The sequence below is a fragment of the Mesorhizobium sp. BR1-1-4 genome (genome assembly GCF_020165375.1).
Classification (GTDB): domain Bacteria; phylum Pseudomonadota; class Alphaproteobacteria; order Rhizobiales; family Rhizobiaceae; genus Mesorhizobium; species Mesorhizobium australicum.
In genome coordinates this window covers 196,085-212,063 of record NZ_JAIUIB010000007.1, presented here as the reverse complement: position 1 = coordinate 212,063, position 15,979 = coordinate 196,085, and the positions used below count along the sequence as shown (strand labels likewise).

Annotated in this window: 14 protein-coding genes; 6 read left to right on the top strand and 8 right to left on the bottom strand. The window is 63.5% G+C overall.

Annotated features, from left to right (window positions below; translation table 11 throughout):
* The 6 genes from LB571_RS17425 (at position 1) to LB571_RS17400 (ending at position 6,986) form a co-directional block, all read left to right on the top strand.
* Positions 1-1,116, top strand: a complete 1,116-nt coding sequence (locus LB571_RS17425; RefSeq protein ID WP_224596345.1) for an ABC transporter ATP-binding protein — start codon at positions 1-3, stop codon at positions 1,114-1,116.
* 107 nt (positions 1,117-1,223) lie between these two features.
* Positions 1,224-2,741 carry an FAD-dependent oxidoreductase gene (locus LB571_RS17420; protein WP_140661772.1) on the top strand — a complete coding sequence of 506 codons (1,518 nt, stop codon included), beginning with the start codon at positions 1,224-1,226 and terminating at the stop codon, positions 2,739-2,741.
* Positions 2,742-2,946: 205 nt separating this feature from the next.
* Positions 2,947-3,708 carry a 3-ketoacyl-ACP reductase gene (locus tag LB571_RS17415; RefSeq protein WP_015315819.1) on the top strand — a complete coding sequence of 254 codons (762 nt, stop codon included), beginning with the start codon at positions 2,947-2,949 and terminating at the stop codon, positions 3,706-3,708.
* A 12-nt stretch (positions 3,709-3,720) separates the two neighbouring features.
* The gene (locus LB571_RS17410; protein WP_015315818.1) at positions 3,721-5,349 is read left to right on the top strand and encodes a GMC family oxidoreductase; all 1,629 of its coding nucleotides are present in this window, start codon (positions 3,721-3,723) and stop codon (positions 5,347-5,349) included.
* Positions 5,350-5,360: 11 nt separating this feature from the next.
* Positions 5,361-5,678 carry a Dabb family protein gene (locus LB571_RS17405; protein ID WP_224596341.1) on the top strand — a complete coding sequence of 106 codons (318 nt, stop codon included), beginning with the start codon at positions 5,361-5,363 and terminating at the stop codon, positions 5,676-5,678.
* A gap of 90 nt (positions 5,679-5,768) precedes the next feature.
* Positions 5,769-6,986, top strand: a complete 1,218-nt coding sequence (locus LB571_RS17400; protein WP_015315816.1) for an MFS transporter — start codon at positions 5,769-5,771, stop codon at positions 6,984-6,986.
* Between the two features lie 4 nt (positions 6,987-6,990).
* On the opposite strand, the gene LB571_RS17395 is transcribed toward LB571_RS17400, so the two are convergent.
* The 8 genes from LB571_RS17395 to LB571_RS17360 form a co-directional block, all read right to left on the bottom strand.
* Positions 6,991-7,836, bottom strand: coding sequence for an EamA family transporter (locus LB571_RS17395; RefSeq protein ID WP_023770528.1), 846 nt, complete (start codon positions 7,834-7,836; stop codon positions 6,991-6,993).
* 7 nt (positions 7,837-7,843) lie between these two features.
* Positions 7,844-8,752 (bottom strand): endonuclease/exonuclease/phosphatase family protein, encoded by a 909-nt coding sequence (locus tag LB571_RS17390; protein WP_224596338.1) that lies wholly within the window; start codon positions 8,750-8,752, stop codon positions 7,844-7,846.
* 116 nt (positions 8,753-8,868) lie between these two features.
* Positions 8,869-10,422, bottom strand: coding sequence for a cation:proton antiporter (locus tag LB571_RS17385; protein WP_224596336.1), 1,554 nt, complete (start codon positions 10,420-10,422; stop codon positions 8,869-8,871).
* A 160-nt stretch (positions 10,423-10,582) separates the two neighbouring features.
* On the bottom strand, positions 10,583-11,647 hold the full coding sequence (locus LB571_RS17380; RefSeq protein WP_015315812.1) for an ABC transporter ATP-binding protein: 1,065 nt from the start codon (positions 11,645-11,647) through the stop codon (positions 10,583-10,585).
* Positions 11,648-11,677: 30 nt separating this feature from the next.
* Positions 11,678-12,469: an ABC transporter permease gene (locus LB571_RS17375; protein WP_224596332.1), complete on the bottom strand. Its 792-nt coding sequence runs from the start codon at positions 12,467-12,469 to the stop codon at positions 11,678-11,680.
* A complete protein-coding gene (locus tag LB571_RS17370; protein WP_411961377.1) occupies positions 12,466-13,383 on the bottom strand; it encodes an ABC transporter permease in 918 nt (305 codons plus the stop codon). The genes LB571_RS17375 and LB571_RS17370 overlap by 4 nt, the downstream gene beginning before the upstream one ends.
* 64 nt (positions 13,384-13,447) lie before the next feature.
* Positions 13,448-14,554, bottom strand: a complete 1,107-nt coding sequence (locus LB571_RS17365) for an ABC transporter substrate-binding protein (RefSeq protein ID WP_224596328.1) — start codon at positions 14,552-14,554, stop codon at positions 13,448-13,450.
* 243 nt (positions 14,555-14,797) lie between these two features.
* A complete protein-coding gene (locus LB571_RS17360; RefSeq protein WP_023770536.1) occupies positions 14,798-15,970 on the bottom strand; it encodes an iron-containing alcohol dehydrogenase in 1,173 nt (390 codons plus the stop codon).
* Between the last annotated feature and the right edge of the window lie 9 nt (positions 15,971-15,979).

Sequence of the window (15,979 nt, the reverse complement as noted above, 5' to 3'; positions counted from 1 at the left end):
ATGGCTTTTCTGGAAATTGATGGTCTGAGGAAGCGTTTCGGCCAGGTCGAGATCCTGAAGGGGATCAATCTCGAACTGGAAAAGGGCGGCTTCCTGGTGCTGGTCGGTCCTTCCGGCTGCGGCAAGTCCACCTTGCTCAACACCATCGCCGGACTGGAGACGATCACCTCCGGCGATATCCGCGTCGATGGCCGCACCATCACAGATCTGCACCCGTCCAAGCGCGACATCGCCATGGTGTTTCAGAGCTACGCGCTCTACCCGAACATGACGGTCGCCGGGAACATCTCCTTCGGCATGGAGATGCGCGGCGTGCCGGCCGACGAACGCCAAAAGGCGATCGACAAGGTGGCCAAGGTGCTGCAGCTCGGCCATCTGCTGAACCGCAAGCCAAGCCAGCTTTCGGGCGGCCAGCGCCAGCGCGTCGCCATGGGCCGGGCGCTGGTGCGCGACCCCAAGCTGTTCCTGTTCGACGAGCCGCTGTCCAACCTCGACGCCAAGCTGCGCGTCGACATGCGCATCGAGATCAAGCGCCTGCATGCCACCACCGGCACAACCATCGTCTATGTCACCCACGACCAGATCGAGGCGATGACGCTGGCGACCAAGATCGCCGTCATGCGCGATGGCGAGGTGCAGCAATTCGGCACGCCGGCCGAGATCTATAACAACCCCAGCAATGTCTTCGTCGCCGACTTCATGGGTTCGCCGGCGATGAACCTGATCCCGGCGACCATCGACGGCAATGGCGGCGACCTGGCCGTCGTGCTCGATCGCGAGGCACGCCAGCCGATCACTCTGCCGATGGCCAATGCCCCCGCCGGATTGTCGGCGTTCAAGGGCAAGCCGGTCATCTTCGGCGTTCGTCCGGAGGCGCTCACCGATCCGGAAGGCGCCGAGCGCAACGCCTCGCAAATCGCCACCGCCGATTGCCATATCGAGGTTGTGGAGCCGGCCGGTTCCGATACCTTCGCCGTCACCAACCTCGGCGGTAAAGGCGTGGTGGCGCGGCTGCGCGCAGATGCCAACATCCAGCCCGGCACCAACACGCCGCTCGCCTTCAACCTGACCAAGGCGGTGTTCTTCGATCCGGCGACCCAGAGCCGTATTCGCTAATGCGCGTCGCCCAAAAGTGGGTCCGGTTTTGGGGCAACGACATGCATCAAGACAATAGACCTAAAGCGCGTCGCATGTGTCCATTCAAAAGCGGCGCGCTTTAGGCCATGACAAACCCGGATATCGTCATCATCGGCTCCGGCATCGGCGGCGCCACGATCGCCTCCGGCTTAGCCGGCAGTGGCGCCTCGATCCTGATACTGGAACGCGGTGAGCCGTTGCCGGCAACGCCGCATGCGCGCGACACGCGCTCGATCTTCGTCGACGGCCATTACCGGCCGAAGGAGATGTGGCGCGAGGCCGGTGGCGCGTCCTTCAATCCGGGCAATTACTACTATGTCGGCGGCAATTCGAAATTCTTCGGCGCGGTGCTGATCCGCTACCGCAAAGAGGATTTCTCCGCCATGGAGCACTTCGGCGGCGTCTCGCCGCCCTGGCCGTTTTCCTATGACGAATTCGAGCCTTGGTATTCCAGGGCAGAGCAGCTTTTTCGCGTCCGCGGCGCGCTTGGCGAAGACCCGACCGAGCCGTTCCACTCGGTCCCCTATGCCTATAAGCCTGTGCCCGACGAGGCGCCGATCGCCCGTGCCCGAGCCGAGCTCAAGCGGCTGGGCCTGCATCCGGCCTCGCTGCCGCTCGGCGTCGACATCGACACCTGGCTCAGAGAAGGCAGGACCGGCTGGGACGCTTTTCCGAACACTGGCCAGGGAAAGATGGACGCCCAGACCGCACCGCTGGCGGCGGCACTGAACGATCCTAACATCAAGCTCGAAACCGGCGCCCATGTCGAATATCTCGAGACTGCTCCGGACGGTAAAACCGTATCAGCGGTTCATTACCGCCAGAGCGGCGAGCTGAAAAAGCTGTCGCCAAAACTGGTCATCCTGTCGGCCGGCGCGGTCAATTCAGCGGTCATCCTGCTGCGCTCGCCCTCACCCAGCAATGGCAAGGGGGGCGGCAAGGGCCTGGCCAACCGCTCCGACCAGGTCGGCCGCAACTTCATGAACCACAATTCGAGCGCCATGCTGGCGATCGATCCGCGCCGCCGGAACGATGCCGTCTACCAGAAGACGCTGATGCTCAACGATTATTACCTCTCCGACGGCAAGGGCGGCAAACCGCTCGGCAATGTCCAGCTTCTCGGCAAGATCGACGGCAACATGCTCAAGGCCAATGTGAAACGAGTGCCGAAATTCGCGCTCGATTTCATGGCCGGCCATGCGGTCGACTGGTACCTGATGTGCGAGGACCTGCCAGATCCCGAAAGCCGCATCATGGCCGACGGCAAGGACATCGTCATGCAATGGCGGCGCTCCAACATGCAGTCGCTCGACGGGCTGACCAAGGTGATGCGCGAGAATTTTCGCGCCTGCGGTTATCCCCTGGTGCTGTCGCGCCCTTTCGACAAACGCACGCCCTCGCACCAGTGCGGCACGGTGAAAATCGGAGAGGATCCGGCGACGTCGCCGCTCGATCCGTTCTGCCGTGCCTTCGATCACCGGAACCTGTTCGTCGTCGACGCCGGTTTTCTGCCGAACTCGGCCGCCGTGAACCCGGCGCTGTCGATCGCCGCCCAGGCGCTGCGCGTCGCCGAGCACATCCGCAAGACGGACCTCGCCGCATGATCGGTCAGCGCCGCCCCTCATCCGCCTGCCGGCACCTTCTCCCCGTAAACGGGGAGAAGCACGCTGGCCGCAATCTCGGCGCTTTTTCTGCAATGCTGGCGCATGGTGAAGCAGGCGATAACAGCGTCCTTCTCCCCGTCACTATACGGGGAGAAGTGCCCGGCAGGGCGATGAGGGGCGGCGCTGACATAAGGATGAGTATCCGATGACCCGCCCCGCAGCCATCGTCACCGGCGGCGCGCGCGGAATTGGTCTTGCCTGCGCTCAGGCACTCGCTGATGCCGGCTTTGACATCCTTGTCGCCGATGTTGCCGCGAAACCCGCTGACGAGCTTGCGCAAGACGTCGCCAAACGCGGCGCCAAATTCGCCTATGTCAGCTGCGACATCGCCGATCTTTCCAGCCACGCCGCCTTGGTCGAAACCGCCATGCGCGCATTCGGCCGCATAGACTGCCTGGTCAACAATGCCGGCGTCGGCGCCGTGGTGCGGGGCGACCTGCTGGACCTCAAACCCGACAATTTCGACCGCGCGATCGGCGTCAACCTGCGGGGCACCGTCTTTCTCAGCCAGGCGGTCGCCAAGGCGATGCTCCGCCAGCCCAGCGATGAAGCGAAATCGATCATCACCATCACCTCGGTCAGCGCCGAGATGGCCTCGCCGGAACGCTCCGAATATTGCATATCGAAGGCAGGGCTTTCGATGTGGGTGAAGAATCTGGCGCTCAGGCTCGCCCCGGAAAACATCGGCGTGTTCGAGCTGCGGCCGGGCATTATCCGCACCGACATGACGGCGGGCGTGACCGCCAAATACGACGCTTTGATAGACAGCGGCCTGGTGCCGGCGAAACGCTGGGGCGAAGTTTCCGACATCGGCGCCATGGTGGCCGCGCTCGCTGCCGGGAGACTGGGCTTTTCGACCGGTTCGATCATCAATGTCGACGGCGCGCTTTCCGTGCCTCGGCTGTGAGTGGATGAGACAATGACCGACTACATCATCGTGGGCGCCGGCCCTGCCGGCTGCGTGCTGGCCAACCGGCTGAGCGAGGATCCCTCCAACTCCGTGCTGCTGCTCGAAGCCGGTGGCAAGGATTGGCATCCCTATATCCACATGCCGGCGGGCTTTGCCAAGATGACCAAGGGCATTGCGTCCTGGGGCTGGTCGACGGTGCCGCAGAGAAACATGAACGACCGCGTCTTCTGGTACACGCAGGCCAAGGTGGTCGGCGGCGGCTCCTCAATCAACGCCCAGATCTACACGCGCGGTAATGCGCGCGACTACGACGCCTGGGAGAAGGAGGAAGGGCTGGCCGGCTGGGGCTACCGCGACGTGCTGCCCTATTTCAAACGGGCCGAAAACAACCAGCGCTACGCCAACGATTTCCACGGCGACCAGGGCCCGCTCGGCGTTTCGAACCCGATTGCGCCGCTGCCGATCTGCGAAGCCTATTTCCGCGCCGGCCAGGAGATGGGCATTCCCTTCAATCCGGATTTCAACGGCGCTGCCCAAGAAGGCGTCGGCTATTACCAGCTGACCCAGAAGGATGCCCGGCGCTCCTCCGCCTCGGTCGCCTATCTCAGGCCGATCCGCGCTCGCAAGAACCTCACCGTCAGGACCGACGTACTGGTCACCCGCATCGTCGTCGAGAACGGTCGCGCCATCGGCGTCGAGGTGGTCGACAGGCCGGGCGGCGAAACAAAAATCCTGCGCGCCGACCGCGAGGTGATCGTCTCGTCCGGCGCCATCGGTTCGCCTAAGCTTTTGATGCAGTCGGGCATCGGCCCGGCCGACCATCTGAAATCGGTCGGCGTCACGCCGGTGCATGACCTGCCCGGCGTCGGCTCCAACATGCAGGACCATCTCGACCTGTTCGTCATCGCCGAATGCACCGGCGACCACACCTATGACAATTATGCCAAGCTGCACCGCACGGCCTGGGCTGGCCTGCAATATCTGCTGTTGAAGAAGGGGCCGGTGGCGTCCAGCCTGTTCGAGACCGGCGGCTTCTGGTACGCCGACCCGACCGCCGCCTCGCCCGATATCCAGTTCCATCTGGGCCTCGGCTCCGGCATCGAGGCTGGCGTCGAGAAGCTGAAAAACCCGGGCGTCACCTTGAACTCGGCCTTCCTGCGCCCGCGCTCGCGCGGCACGGTGCGGCTGAAAAGCGCTGATCCCTCCGACCACCCGCTGATCGACCCCAACTACTGGTCCGATCCCTATGACCGCGACATGTCGCTGAGAGGGCTGCGGCTGGCGCGCGAGATCATGCGGCAGAAGGCGCTTGCCCCTTACGTGCTGCGCGAGGTGCTGCCCGGCCCGTCGCTCGCCAGCGACGATGAGCTGATCGACTATGCCTGCCGCACCTCCAAGACCGATCACCATCCTGTCGGCACCTGCCGCATGGGCCATGATGAGATGGCGGTGGTGACGCCGGACCTGAGACTGCGCGGCATCGAGGGGCTGCGCGTCTGCGATGCGTCTGTGATGCCGCGCGTGCCTTCCTCCAACACCAATGCGCCGACGATCATGGTCGGCGAAAAGGGTGCCGACCTGATCCTCGGCCGCGAGCCGCTGCCGCCGGCAGTGTTTTCCGGCAATCGTGCTGCATAGGGAGTGGTAAAATGATCAGGCACTGCGTTTTCGCCAGATTTCGCAGCGATGTGTCGTCGACCGAGCGCACGGCCATCCACGCCGGCCTCGAGGCGTTGCGACAGGTGATCGAAGGCATGGACACCGTCCAGTTCAGCACCAATGTCAGCCCAGAGCCTTTCGCGCGCGGGTTCACCCATGGCTTCACCATCGATTTCCGCGATGCCGCGGCGCGCGACGCCTATCTCGTCCATGAGGCGCATCAGCGTGCCGGCGCCCGGCTGCTCGCGGCTCTCGAAGGCGGCGCGGACGGATTGATGGTCTTCGATCTCGATCTTACGAAAAAGTGACCGCCGGCCTTTCGAAAGCCGGCTGATCGCTGTTCTCTTTTGCCGACAGGGCGACATATCGTTCCTTTGGGGGATGCAAAGGAGGACGCCTTGAACCTCACTACCGAGCAGAAGAAAACCGTCCTGGCCTCATTCCTGGGCTGGACGCTCGATGCTTTTGATTTCTTCCTTCTGACATTCCTGCTCACCGATATTGCGACTGAATTCCAGACGGATGTCCCGGCAGTGTCAAAGGCACTGTTCCTGACCTTGGCCACGCGCTTCATCGGCGCGTTCTTCTTTGGCATGCTAGCCGACAAATACGGGCGCAAGCCCATTCTCATGCTCAACATCGTCAGCTATTCGGTGATCGGGGCGCTGGCCGCCTTCTCGCCCAATCTCGGCATCTTCCTGGCGCTGCGCGCGCTGTTCGGCATCGCCATGGGCGGCGAATGGGGCCTCGGCAGTTCACTCGCCATGGAATCCGTCCCGCCGAGCGCCCGCGGCATCGTCTCGGGCATCCTGCAATGCGGCTATCCGGCCGGCTACCTGCTGGCGGCGGTGGTCTATGGCCTGCTCTACCAGCAGACGATCGGCGGCTACACGATCGGCTGGCGCGCCATGTTCCTGCTCTCCTTCGTCCCGGCGCTGGTCGTCCTGTTCATCCGCTCGCATGTGCCGGAATCTCCTGCCTTCGTCGAGGCACAGAAAACCGCTCGACCGGGGATGCTGGAGACCTTGCAGAAGCACTGGGGCGTCGCGCTCTATGCCGTCGTGCTGATGATGTTCTTCAACTTCTTCAGCCATGGCACGCAGGATCTCTACCCGACCTTTTTGAAGAAACAGCACGGCTTTGACCCACACACGGTGAGCTGGATCACCATCGTTGCCAACATCGGTGCCATCGTCGGCGGCCTGGCATTCGGTGCGCTGTCGGAGAAGATCGGCCGCGTCAACGCCATTACACTCGCCTGCATCATCGCCCTGCCGGCGATCCCGCTATGGGCCTACAGTTCAACGCCCTTCATGCTGGCCATTGGCGCCTTCGTCATGCAGGTCGCGGTGCAAGGCGCCTGGGGTGTCATCCCGGTCCACCTCAACGAGCTTTCTCCCGGTGCGGTGCGCGCCACCTTGCCCGGCTTCATCTATCAGGCCGGCAATCTCGCCGCTTCCTATGGCGGTCCATATCAGGCCGGGATCGCCGAAGCCCCCGGCGGCAGCTATGGCTATGCGCTGGCGCTTTTTGCCGGTGTGGTCGCCGTCTGCATCATCGTCGTCATCCGCTTCAGTCCGGAGCGGCGCGGCCAGGTAATGACGGTGCTCGGCTGAGAGGTCAACCCATCCTCAACGCGATGACGCCTGCAACAATGCTGAGCGCGGCAGCGCCGCGCCAGCCTGTCATCTTCTCGCCGAGGGCGTAGACCGAGATCATCATGGCAAACAGGATCGAGGTCTCGCGCAGCGACGCCACCGAGGCGATCGGCGCCTTGGTCATCGCCCACATGACAATCCAGTAGGCGGCGCCGGAAAGCACCCCGGTGAACAGTCCCGTCTTCCAGTCGCGCGCCAGAACGGGAAGCGCCTTGGGCCCTCGGAAAACGAGGCACAGCACCAGCGCCCCAAATGCATCGCAGATGAACAGCCAGGCGGCATAGCTCTGCGCCGTTGCCGCCAGCCGCGCGCCGCTGCCGTCGGACAGCGTGTAGCTGGCGATGAAGATCGACGTGCCCAGCGCATAGCCGACCGCGCGCAGATTCAGTTTCTCCAGATGCGCGCCACCGCGAAACGACATCACCAGCGTGCCGGCCGACAACAGCAGGATGCCAAGGATGGCAAGCGGCGCCGGCACTTCGGCGACGACGAACATGCCGCCAATCGCGGCCAGCAGGGGTGCCGTGCCACGCGCCAGCGGGTAGGTCTGGGCGAAATCGCCGGCCTGGTAGGCGCCGATCAGGAAGGTGCGATAGCCCATGTGGAAGATCACCGAAGCGATGATGTAGGGCCAGACCTCCGCCTTCGGCACCTCGACGAAGGGCAGCACGACGAGGGCAGCAGTGCCCATGCCGAGCGTCATCAGCGTGATCGACAGGAAGCGGTCGAGATGCACCTTGACCAGCGCGTTCCAGATCGCGTGCATGGCGGCCGCGGCAAGCACCGCGAAAAAGACGAAAAGCGTCATGGGGAGCTCATCGACCTCCCAGGCCGAAGGGCGTCTCGAGATCGATGTCGACCCGGACCGGGAAGTGGTCGGAAGCCACCTCGCCCATGTCTGATCCAACCGAACGCACACGCCCGGCCAGCATGCCGCCGACGAAGCAATGGTCAAGCCGGCGCTTTGCCAGTCTGCCGTCGATGATCTTCTCATGCGTATGGAAATCCGCCACCGGCTCGCTGGCGACAGAAGCGGCATCGACGAAGCCGTCGAGATAGGCAGCGCCCCGATGATAGGGCGTGCTGCCGACCATGCGGCGATATTCGGCGCTGCCGGGTTCCATGTTGAAATCGCCCATCCAGATCGTCGCCAGCGGATTTTCCGGCTCGACTTGCCCATGTGTCCAGTTACGCGAAGGTTCATCGTCCGCTCCGCTCCACGGTCCGCCTTCCGATGGTGCCCGGCGGTGCTCGGCCATGAGATAATCAATCTGCTCCAGCCGCTCTTCCGCCGCGATGTGCGCGAGATGCAGCGACAGCACCCTGACCGGCCCGGCCGCCGTGCGGATCATGCATTCGAGGGCGGCGTTGCGGGTGTTGAGCGGCCGCAGCGTGCGGCGCATCGGCAGCGCGTGCAGTCGCGACCAGACGATCGGCAGCTTCGACATAACCATGGTGCCGAACTGCCGGCGGCGATTGACCAGGCGGCCGTCGCGCAGCTCGCTGGCATCCATGTCGAAGGCTGGGCCGTAGACCCAGTGATACCCAGGCAGCAATTGGGAAAGCCGCTCCGGCTGGTCGTCGAAATCGCTGCGTTGCCAGTGCCGCTCGACCTCCTGCAAGGCGATGATGTCGGCGCCAGCGACAAGGCGTGCCGCACGCGAAAGATCGTAGCGCCCGTCGCTGCCGAATCCGTACTGGATGTTGTAGCTGACCAGCTTCATTGCTTATCCGGCTCACTTTTCGATGTTGGCAGTAACGGTTCGGCCGATCGCTTGCAATGTGCAGGAGGACGGACGGGGCTTGGGCCAGCAGGGCAGCGGCCGAGACGCGGTATCTGCTAGTCGGTGGTCAGCGGCTGGAACCGGCCTGCCGGCGATGCCGCAAGTTCCGTCCAGTCGATCTCTTCCTCCAGACGGTGATAGGCTTCGTCACCGATGGTGCCGTTGCGGCGCAGCTCCTCCAGGGCATCGCGCTGGCTTTTGATGGCATAGAGACGCAGCCTGTCATATTCGGTCGCGGCCTGGGCATCCTCGGGATTTTTGGCGATCTTGCGCTGGGCGGCATATTGCTCGCGCACCGCGGCTGCGGCGCTCGAGGTCTTGCCGCTCAATACATCAAGCGCGGCCTGCATGACCACGACGCGCGCCTTCGCTACCTCCCGGTCGACCGTTTCGTCGGGATCCAGCTTCAGGACGCGCAGCAGCGGCTTCAGGCTCATTCCTTGCAGCACCAGGGTGCCGAGCACGACCGTGAAGGCGGCGAGCACGATCGGGTCGCGAGCAGGAAATTCGACCGGCAAGGCGAATGCCGCGGCAAGGGTTACCAGTCCGCGCATGCCGCACCAGCCGATGAGCACGCCGCCGCGAAAGGACGGCGTATCCGGCTGATGCTCGGCGCCGCCAAAGCGGGCAAACCACCTGATGACTGCACCGCAGCCCAGCACCCAGATCAGGCGCGAAACGATGACGACCGCCAGCACTGCCGCGGCAAAGACGAACGCGTCGAGCTCTCCCGTACCGGCGAGCCGTCCGACGATCGACCGAGCCTGCAGACCCATCAGCACGAAGGCCAGCACGTTGAGCACGAACACAGCCGTCTCCCAGACCGAATAGGAACTGACACGCTTTCTTGCTGACATTCGGCGCGGCGCGGTCTGTGCGATGGTCATGGCGTAGACGACGATGGTGATGATCGCCGACAGACCCAACCTGTCCGCCAGGATCCAGACACCGAACGTGCCGGCGAACTGCACCACGGTACCGCTGGCCGCGTCCTCGATGCGGCTCAGCGTGGCAAGCGACAGCCGACCGAGTACATAGCCGGCCACCGGGCTACCAACGGTCGACAAGACGACCATGGGCGCGGCGCTGCTCAACAGGAACGGACCGAGGGCGGCGGCGACAGCGATACGGTAGATCAGCAGCGCGGTTGCATCGTTGAGCAGGCTCTCGCCTTGCAGGATGGTGGTGATGCGATGCGGCACCTTGAATTGTCCGAGCACGGCCGACGCCGCGACGGCATCGGGCGGCGCTACGATGGCGCCAAGGGCGACGGCCGCGGCGATCGGCAGGCCTGCCATCTTCCAGCCGAGCAGCGCAACCGCTGCGGTGGTGAAAACGACCGCCCCCAAGGCCAGCAGGGCGAGCGGCAGCCGGTTGCGATTGAGATCGCGCAACGAGGTGTCATAGGCGGCGTCGAGCAGCACGGGGGCGATGAACAAGGCCAGCGCCAGTTCCGGGTCGATGTCGATGGTCGGCATGCCGGGCAGGAAGGCGATGCCCGCGCCCGCCAGCGCCAGCAGCGACGGATAGGGAACTTGCAGCCGCCGCGACAGCGCCGTCAGCGCGACTGCAATCAACAGGAGGATAAGCGTCAGTTCGAAAAGAGCCATGCTCTATCGTAGCCGCCGAACGACGCGATTGGCAGTGCCAAAGTCATGGCCGTGAAACAACAGGGACACCTCTGGCACGGACTGTGTCGTCCGCCGACAGCATGAGAAATCCCGACGGCTGGAGCGCCCGGTTGGGAGCGCCTTCCGACAGCGGGACTACCTAATGCAGCACCAGCATATCGCTCGACGAGAACGAAATCTCGGCCTTCTCCCCGACTGCGGGCGGCGGGGTGGCGGAGTTGTTGAACGTGTCGAGCGACACCGTGTTGCCGCCGATGCCGACACGGACCCGGATAACCGATCCGAGGAAGTGCACTTCGGAAATCTCTCCGGTCAGGCTGGAGTCGCGGCCGGGCTGGCGGCCGAGCGAAATCGCCTCGGGCCGCAGCGCCAGAGACAGCGTGTCGCCAGACTTCGAGCCGTTGAGCTTGCCCTTGAGCGAGACTTCCTGCGTGTTGACCTGCACCTTGCCGGAGGCGGCGTCGGTGACCTTGCCTTCGAGCACGTTCAGCGTGCCGACGAAATTGGCGACGAACTTGGTCGCCGGCCGGTTGTAGATTTCGAACGGCGTCGCGACCTGCTCGGCCTTGCCGCCATACATGACGGCGATGCGGTCGGAGATCGACAGCGCCTCTTCCTGGTCATGGGTCACGAAGATGGTGGTGATGCCGAGCTTCTTCTGGATCGAGCGGATTTCCTCGCGCAGCGACACGCGCACCTTGGCGTCCAGCGCCGACAGCGGCTCGTCGAGCAGCAGGAGCTTCGGCTTCGGCGCGATCGCGCGCGCCAACGCGATGCGCTGCTGCTGGCCGCCGGAGAGCTGGTAGGGATAGCGGTCCGCCATCTGCGGCAGTCTGATCATGTCGAGCATCTCGGCGACGCGCTTGTCGGCGTCGGCCTTCGGCATGCCGGCAACCTTCAACCCGAAAGCGATGTTCTGCGCCACGGTGAGGTTTGGGAACAGCGCATAGGCCTGGAACACCATGCCGACATTGCGCTGGTTGGGCTTCAGCCGCGTGATGTCCTTGCCGGCGACGACGATCTTGCCGGCTGACGGCTCCTCGAAGCCGGCGACCATGCGCAGCACCGTCGTCTTGCCGCATCCGGATGGCCCCAGGAACGAGACGAACTCGCCCGGCTCGACGTCGAGGCTGAAATCCTGCACCACGGTGTTGGACCCGTAGGACTTTCGCACATGCTGGATGGACAGGAATGGCTCGGCCATGGCTTTTTCTCTCAGGTCAGTGCTTTTCGATCAATTCGGGCGGTTCGCCGATTTCGGCGCGAAGCGGGACAGGATCTGGATGAGCGACATGCAGCCCCAGGTAATGGCGAAGGCGATGATGGCTAGGGCTGCCGGCTCATAGGCACGGTTGGCGCCGACGTTTTGCAGATACGGGCCGAAGGCCGGACGGTTGAGGAGGCTCGCCATGGTGAACTCACCGATGACGATGGCGAAGGTCAGGAAGGCGCCCGACAGCACGGCGATCAGGACATTGGGCAGGATCACCCGGCCAATGATCGTGCCCCAGCCGGCGCCCAGGATCTGCGCTGCTTCGGTCAATGTCCGCACATCGATGGTGCGCAGCCCTGTATCGACGGCGCGATACATGTAGGGCAGAGCCAGCGTCGCATAGCCGATCACCAGCAAGGCATTGGCGCCCATATTGCTGCCCAGGAACGGCAGCGGGGAATTCGAGCCGTACATCCTGATATAGCCGAAGACGATGACGATGGCCGGAATGACCAGCGGCAACAGCGTGATGAATTCGACGATCGGCCTGAGCTGCGGCAGGCGCAGCCGGATCCAGTAGGCCGTCGGCACCACGATCAGCACGCCGAGAATGATGGTGAAGACGGCCGCTACCACCGAATACAGGAAGGTCGACTGGAAGCGAGCGTCGCCCAGCACGATCTGGTAGGCGTCGAAGGAATGGACGCCGCGGCGCATGCGCAACGAGAACTCGACAGTCGCCATCAGCGGAATGAAGAAATAGGCCGCGCCGACAATGAAGACGACCCAGGCCCAGAATTTGCCCGACTTCATTTGAGCCACCTTTCGGACCGGGTCCGGAACCAGATGTAGAAGACGTTGGCCAAGCCCGTGATGACGATCATGCCGAAGGCGATGGCATAGCCAAGCCGCGGGTTGTGCAGCACGTCGCCATTGATCTGCGAATAGAGCTTGATGGGAACGATGTTGAGCGCCGGGCCGGCAAACGCATAAGCCGTGGCGATGGCGCCAAACGAATTGGCGAACAACAGGATGACCGTACCGAGGAAACTCGGCCACAAGACCGGGATGACCACCATGCGCCAATACTGCGACTGGGTGGCTCCAAGCGTGGCGGCGGCCTCGCCCCATTCCTTCTTCAAGCCGTCGATGGCCGGCACGATGATGACCACCATCAGCGGAATCTGGAAGAACAGATAGACCGCGATCAGGCCCGATGTCGTGAGGAAATTGAAGCCCATCGCGTAGATGTTGACATTGAGAACGTCACGCAGAAGCGTCGTGACGATGCCGACGCGGCCGAGGGTCGCCAGGAAGGCGAAGGCCAGCGGCAGGCCGGCGAAATTCGAGGCGACGCCCGAAAAAGTCAGGGTCGCCGAGCGGGTCCAGTTGGGAAGCCCGCCGCGCACGATGGCGATGGCGATCGCGAGCCCGGCAAAGGCACCGATGACAGCCGACCAGAAACTGATCTTGATCGAAACCCAGTAGGAAGCGCTGATCGAGGGATCGCTGACCAGCTGCAGGATATTGTCCAGCGTCAGCTGACCGTCGCCATTCTGGAAAGCGCCCAGGACGAGATAGATCGTCGGCAGGATCAGGAACATCAGGACGAAGATGAAGAAAGGCGCCACGCCAATCCACTGCATCGGAAAGCGGAAAGTGGTCGCCTCGTTCGGCGGCGCGGGCTTGGTGGTAACAGACTGATTTGAAAGCGTAAGATCGGTCATGCGCCGGCTACCATCTTCGAGGGGAAGCCGGGCGGCCTCGCGGCCGCCCGGTGGATTTCAAGCCTTACTTGACGTTGGCGCCGACAACGGCGTCCCAGTTCTTGCTGATGGTCTCCTTCGCCTTGCCCTGCTCGTCGAGCGTCGGGAAGGCAGCCGAGGCGTAGGATTCCGCCGGCGGCAGCTTGGCCAGAACGTCCGCGGGGATCTTGCCGTTCTTGGCCAGATCGTTGAAGCGGATCGGGTGGCAATAGCCCTTCAGCCAGCCGATCTGGCCTTCGTCGGAATAGAGATATTCCATCCACAGCTTGGCTGCATTCGGATGCGGCGCGAACGCGCTGATCGCCTGCACATAAACACCGGCGACAACGCCGGTCTTCGGCACGATGACGTCGACGGGCGGGTTGCCCTTCAGCGTGTCGCGACCGGAGAGCGCGTTGTAATCCCAGTTGATCAGGATCGGGGTCTGGCCCTGGGCAAGCGTTGCCGGCTTGCCGACGACCGGCACGAAATTGCCGGCGGCGTTGAGCTTCTTGAAGAAGTCGAGGCCGGCGGTGCCAGCGGGTTCACCTGCAGCCGCGCCACCGGAAAGGCCTGCGGCGTAGACGGCCTGGATGGCCTGGTTTGAAGCGCGCGGATCGCCGGCGACGGCGACCGCGTTGGCGAATTCGGGCTTGAGGAGATCGGCCCAGTCCTTCGGCGACTCCTTGATCAGGTCCTTGTTCACCATGAACGAGAGAACGCCATAATAGTCTCCGTACCAGGCGCCATCGGCATCCTTGGCGCTGTCCGGGATCGAGTCCCAGGTCGACACCTTGTATGGCATCAACAGGCCATCGGCCTTGGCGGTCGGGCCGAAGGACAGGCCGACGTCGATGACATCAGGAGCCTGCGGGCCTTTGTTGTCCTTGTTGGCCTTGATCGCCTCGACTTCGTCGCCGGAGCCGGCGTCGGGGTTGAGTTCGTTGACGGTGATTTCCGGATACTTCGCCTTGAAGCCGGCGATGACGTCGCCGTAACCGCACCAGTCATGCGGCAAGGCGATCGTGGTGAGCTGGCCTTCGGCCTTGGCGGCCTTGATGAGATCGTCCATCGAAGCGGCGGACGAAATCACCGACGACACCATCAGGGTCGCGGCCGAAAGGGAAAGCACTTTCCCCGTGAATTTGAACATGTGTTCTCTCCATTGAACTGACGCCGTTGGACGTCTGCGATGCGGTATCGTTTTCGTGTGACAGCCAGATGAAAGCTTTGTGAAACCGGCGCCTCGCAGCGTGAAAAGTTAACTCTTTTTAACGGACTGTAGCAATTAGCCACCACTTAATTTTCCGGCTAATCATTAATCCGCCCCTATATCGCCCCTTCCCCTCTCCTTTCCCCTCGTTTCCCGATCAACTTCCGCATCCAGGAACCGGCCTCAGACCGTCCCGGCGATGGCGTTTTCGAGCAGTGTCAGCGCCGCCTTCTTGGTCAGCTTGACCGGGTTGCCGCCGGCCGTCGGATCGACCACCGCCATGTCGGCGATCAGGCCCTTGCGCTTCTTGTCCATGTCGAGCCCCTTGATCAGGCCCGGCAGCGCGTGCGGCACCTTCAACTCCTTGCGCAGCTTGATAACAGCCTTGGCGAAGCCGTCGAAACCGCCCTTGATGCCGCAATAGGCGGCGAGCCGGGCGATACGCTCCTCGATGGAGTCGCGATTGAAGGCCAGCACATATGGCATGAACACAGCATTGGTCATGCCATGATGGGTGTCGTAAAGCGCGCCGATCGGATGCGACAGCGAGTGGATGGCACCCAGCCCCTTCTGGAAGGCCGCGGCGCCCATGGCGGCCGCGCTCATCATGTGGGCGCGGGCGACGAGGTCTTTGCCATTGGCATAAGCCTTCGGCAGGTTCTCGAACACCAGGCGTATGCCTTCGACGGCAATGCCGTCGGCCATCGGATGGTAGCCCGGCGCGCAATAGGCTTCGAGGCAATGCGCAAGCGCGTCCATGCCGGTGCCGGCGGTGATGAAGGAAGGCATGCCGACCGACAGCTCCGGATCGGCGATGACGATCGCCGGCAACAACTTCGGATGGAAGATGACCTTCTTGGTATGCGTCTCCTCGTTGGTGATGACGCCGGCGCGGCCGACCTCCGAGCCGGTGCCGGCGGTGGTCGGCACCGCGATGATTGGCGCGATGGCGTCGGAGTTGGCGCGCGTCCACCAGTCGCCGACATCCTCGAAGTCCCAGACCGGCCTGACTTGGCCGGCCTGGAAGGCGATCAGCTTGCCGAGGTCGAGCGCCGAGCCGCCCCCGAAGGCGATGACGCCGTCATGCTTGCCCTTCTTGAACACCGCGATGCCAGCGGTGAGATTGGACTCGACCGGGTTCGGCTTCACCTCGGAGAACACGCCATAGGGCACCTTGGCCTCGTCGAGAATCCTGAGCGTCGAGGCGACGACCGGCAGTTTCGCCAATCCCGGATCGGTGACGAAAAGCGGCCGCTTGATGCCGGTGGCCGCGAGCACCTCCGGCAGTTCCTTGATGCGCCCGGCGCCGAAGCGAACGGTGGTGGGGTAGTTCCATTTGGAGATGAGCTTGGACATTTTTGTCTT

What these genes read in the sequence shown, in the direction of transcription:
- LB571_RS17425 (WP_224596345.1), top strand. Translation starts at nt 1, where the DNA reads ATGGCTTTTCTGGAAATTGATGGTCTGAGGAAGCGTTTCGGCCAGGTC.
- LB571_RS17420 (WP_140661772.1), top strand. Translation starts at nt 1,224, where the DNA reads ATGACAAACCCGGATATCGTCATCATCGGCTCCGGCATCGGCGGCGCC.
- LB571_RS17415 (WP_015315819.1), top strand. Translation starts at nt 2,947, where the DNA reads ATGACCCGCCCCGCAGCCATCGTCACCGGCGGCGCGCGCGGAATTGGT.
- LB571_RS17410 (WP_015315818.1), top strand. Translation starts at nt 3,721, where the DNA reads ATGACCGACTACATCATCGTGGGCGCCGGCCCTGCCGGCTGCGTGCTG.
- LB571_RS17405 (WP_224596341.1), top strand. Translation starts at nt 5,361, where the DNA reads ATGATCAGGCACTGCGTTTTCGCCAGATTTCGCAGCGATGTGTCGTCG.
- LB571_RS17395 (WP_023770528.1), bottom strand. Translation starts at nt 7,836, where the DNA reads ATGACGCTTTTCGTCTTTTTCGCGGTGCTTGCCGCGGCCGCCATGCAC.
- LB571_RS17390 (WP_224596338.1), bottom strand. Translation starts at nt 8,752, where the DNA reads ATGAAGCTGGTCAGCTACAACATCCAGTACGGATTCGGCAGCGACGGG.
- LB571_RS17385 (WP_224596336.1), bottom strand. Translation starts at nt 10,422, where the DNA reads ATGGCTCTTTTCGAACTGACGCTTATCCTCCTGTTGATTGCAGTCGCG.
- LB571_RS17380 (WP_015315812.1), bottom strand. Translation starts at nt 11,647, where the DNA reads ATGGCCGAGCCATTCCTGTCCATCCAGCATGTGCGAAAGTCCTACGGG.
- LB571_RS17375 (WP_224596332.1), bottom strand. Translation starts at nt 12,469, where the DNA reads ATGAAGTCGGGCAAATTCTGGGCCTGGGTCGTCTTCATTGTCGGCGCG.
- LB571_RS17370 (WP_411961377.1), bottom strand. Translation starts at nt 13,383, where the DNA reads ATGACCGATCTTACGCTTTCAAATCAGTCTGTTACCACCAAGCCCGCG.
- LB571_RS17365 (WP_224596328.1), bottom strand. Translation starts at nt 14,554, where the DNA reads ATGTTCAAATTCACGGGGAAAGTGCTTTCCCTTTCGGCCGCGACCCTG.
- LB571_RS17360 (WP_023770536.1), bottom strand. Translation starts at nt 15,970, where the DNA reads ATGTCCAAGCTCATCTCCAAATGGAACTACCCCACCACCGTTCGCTTC.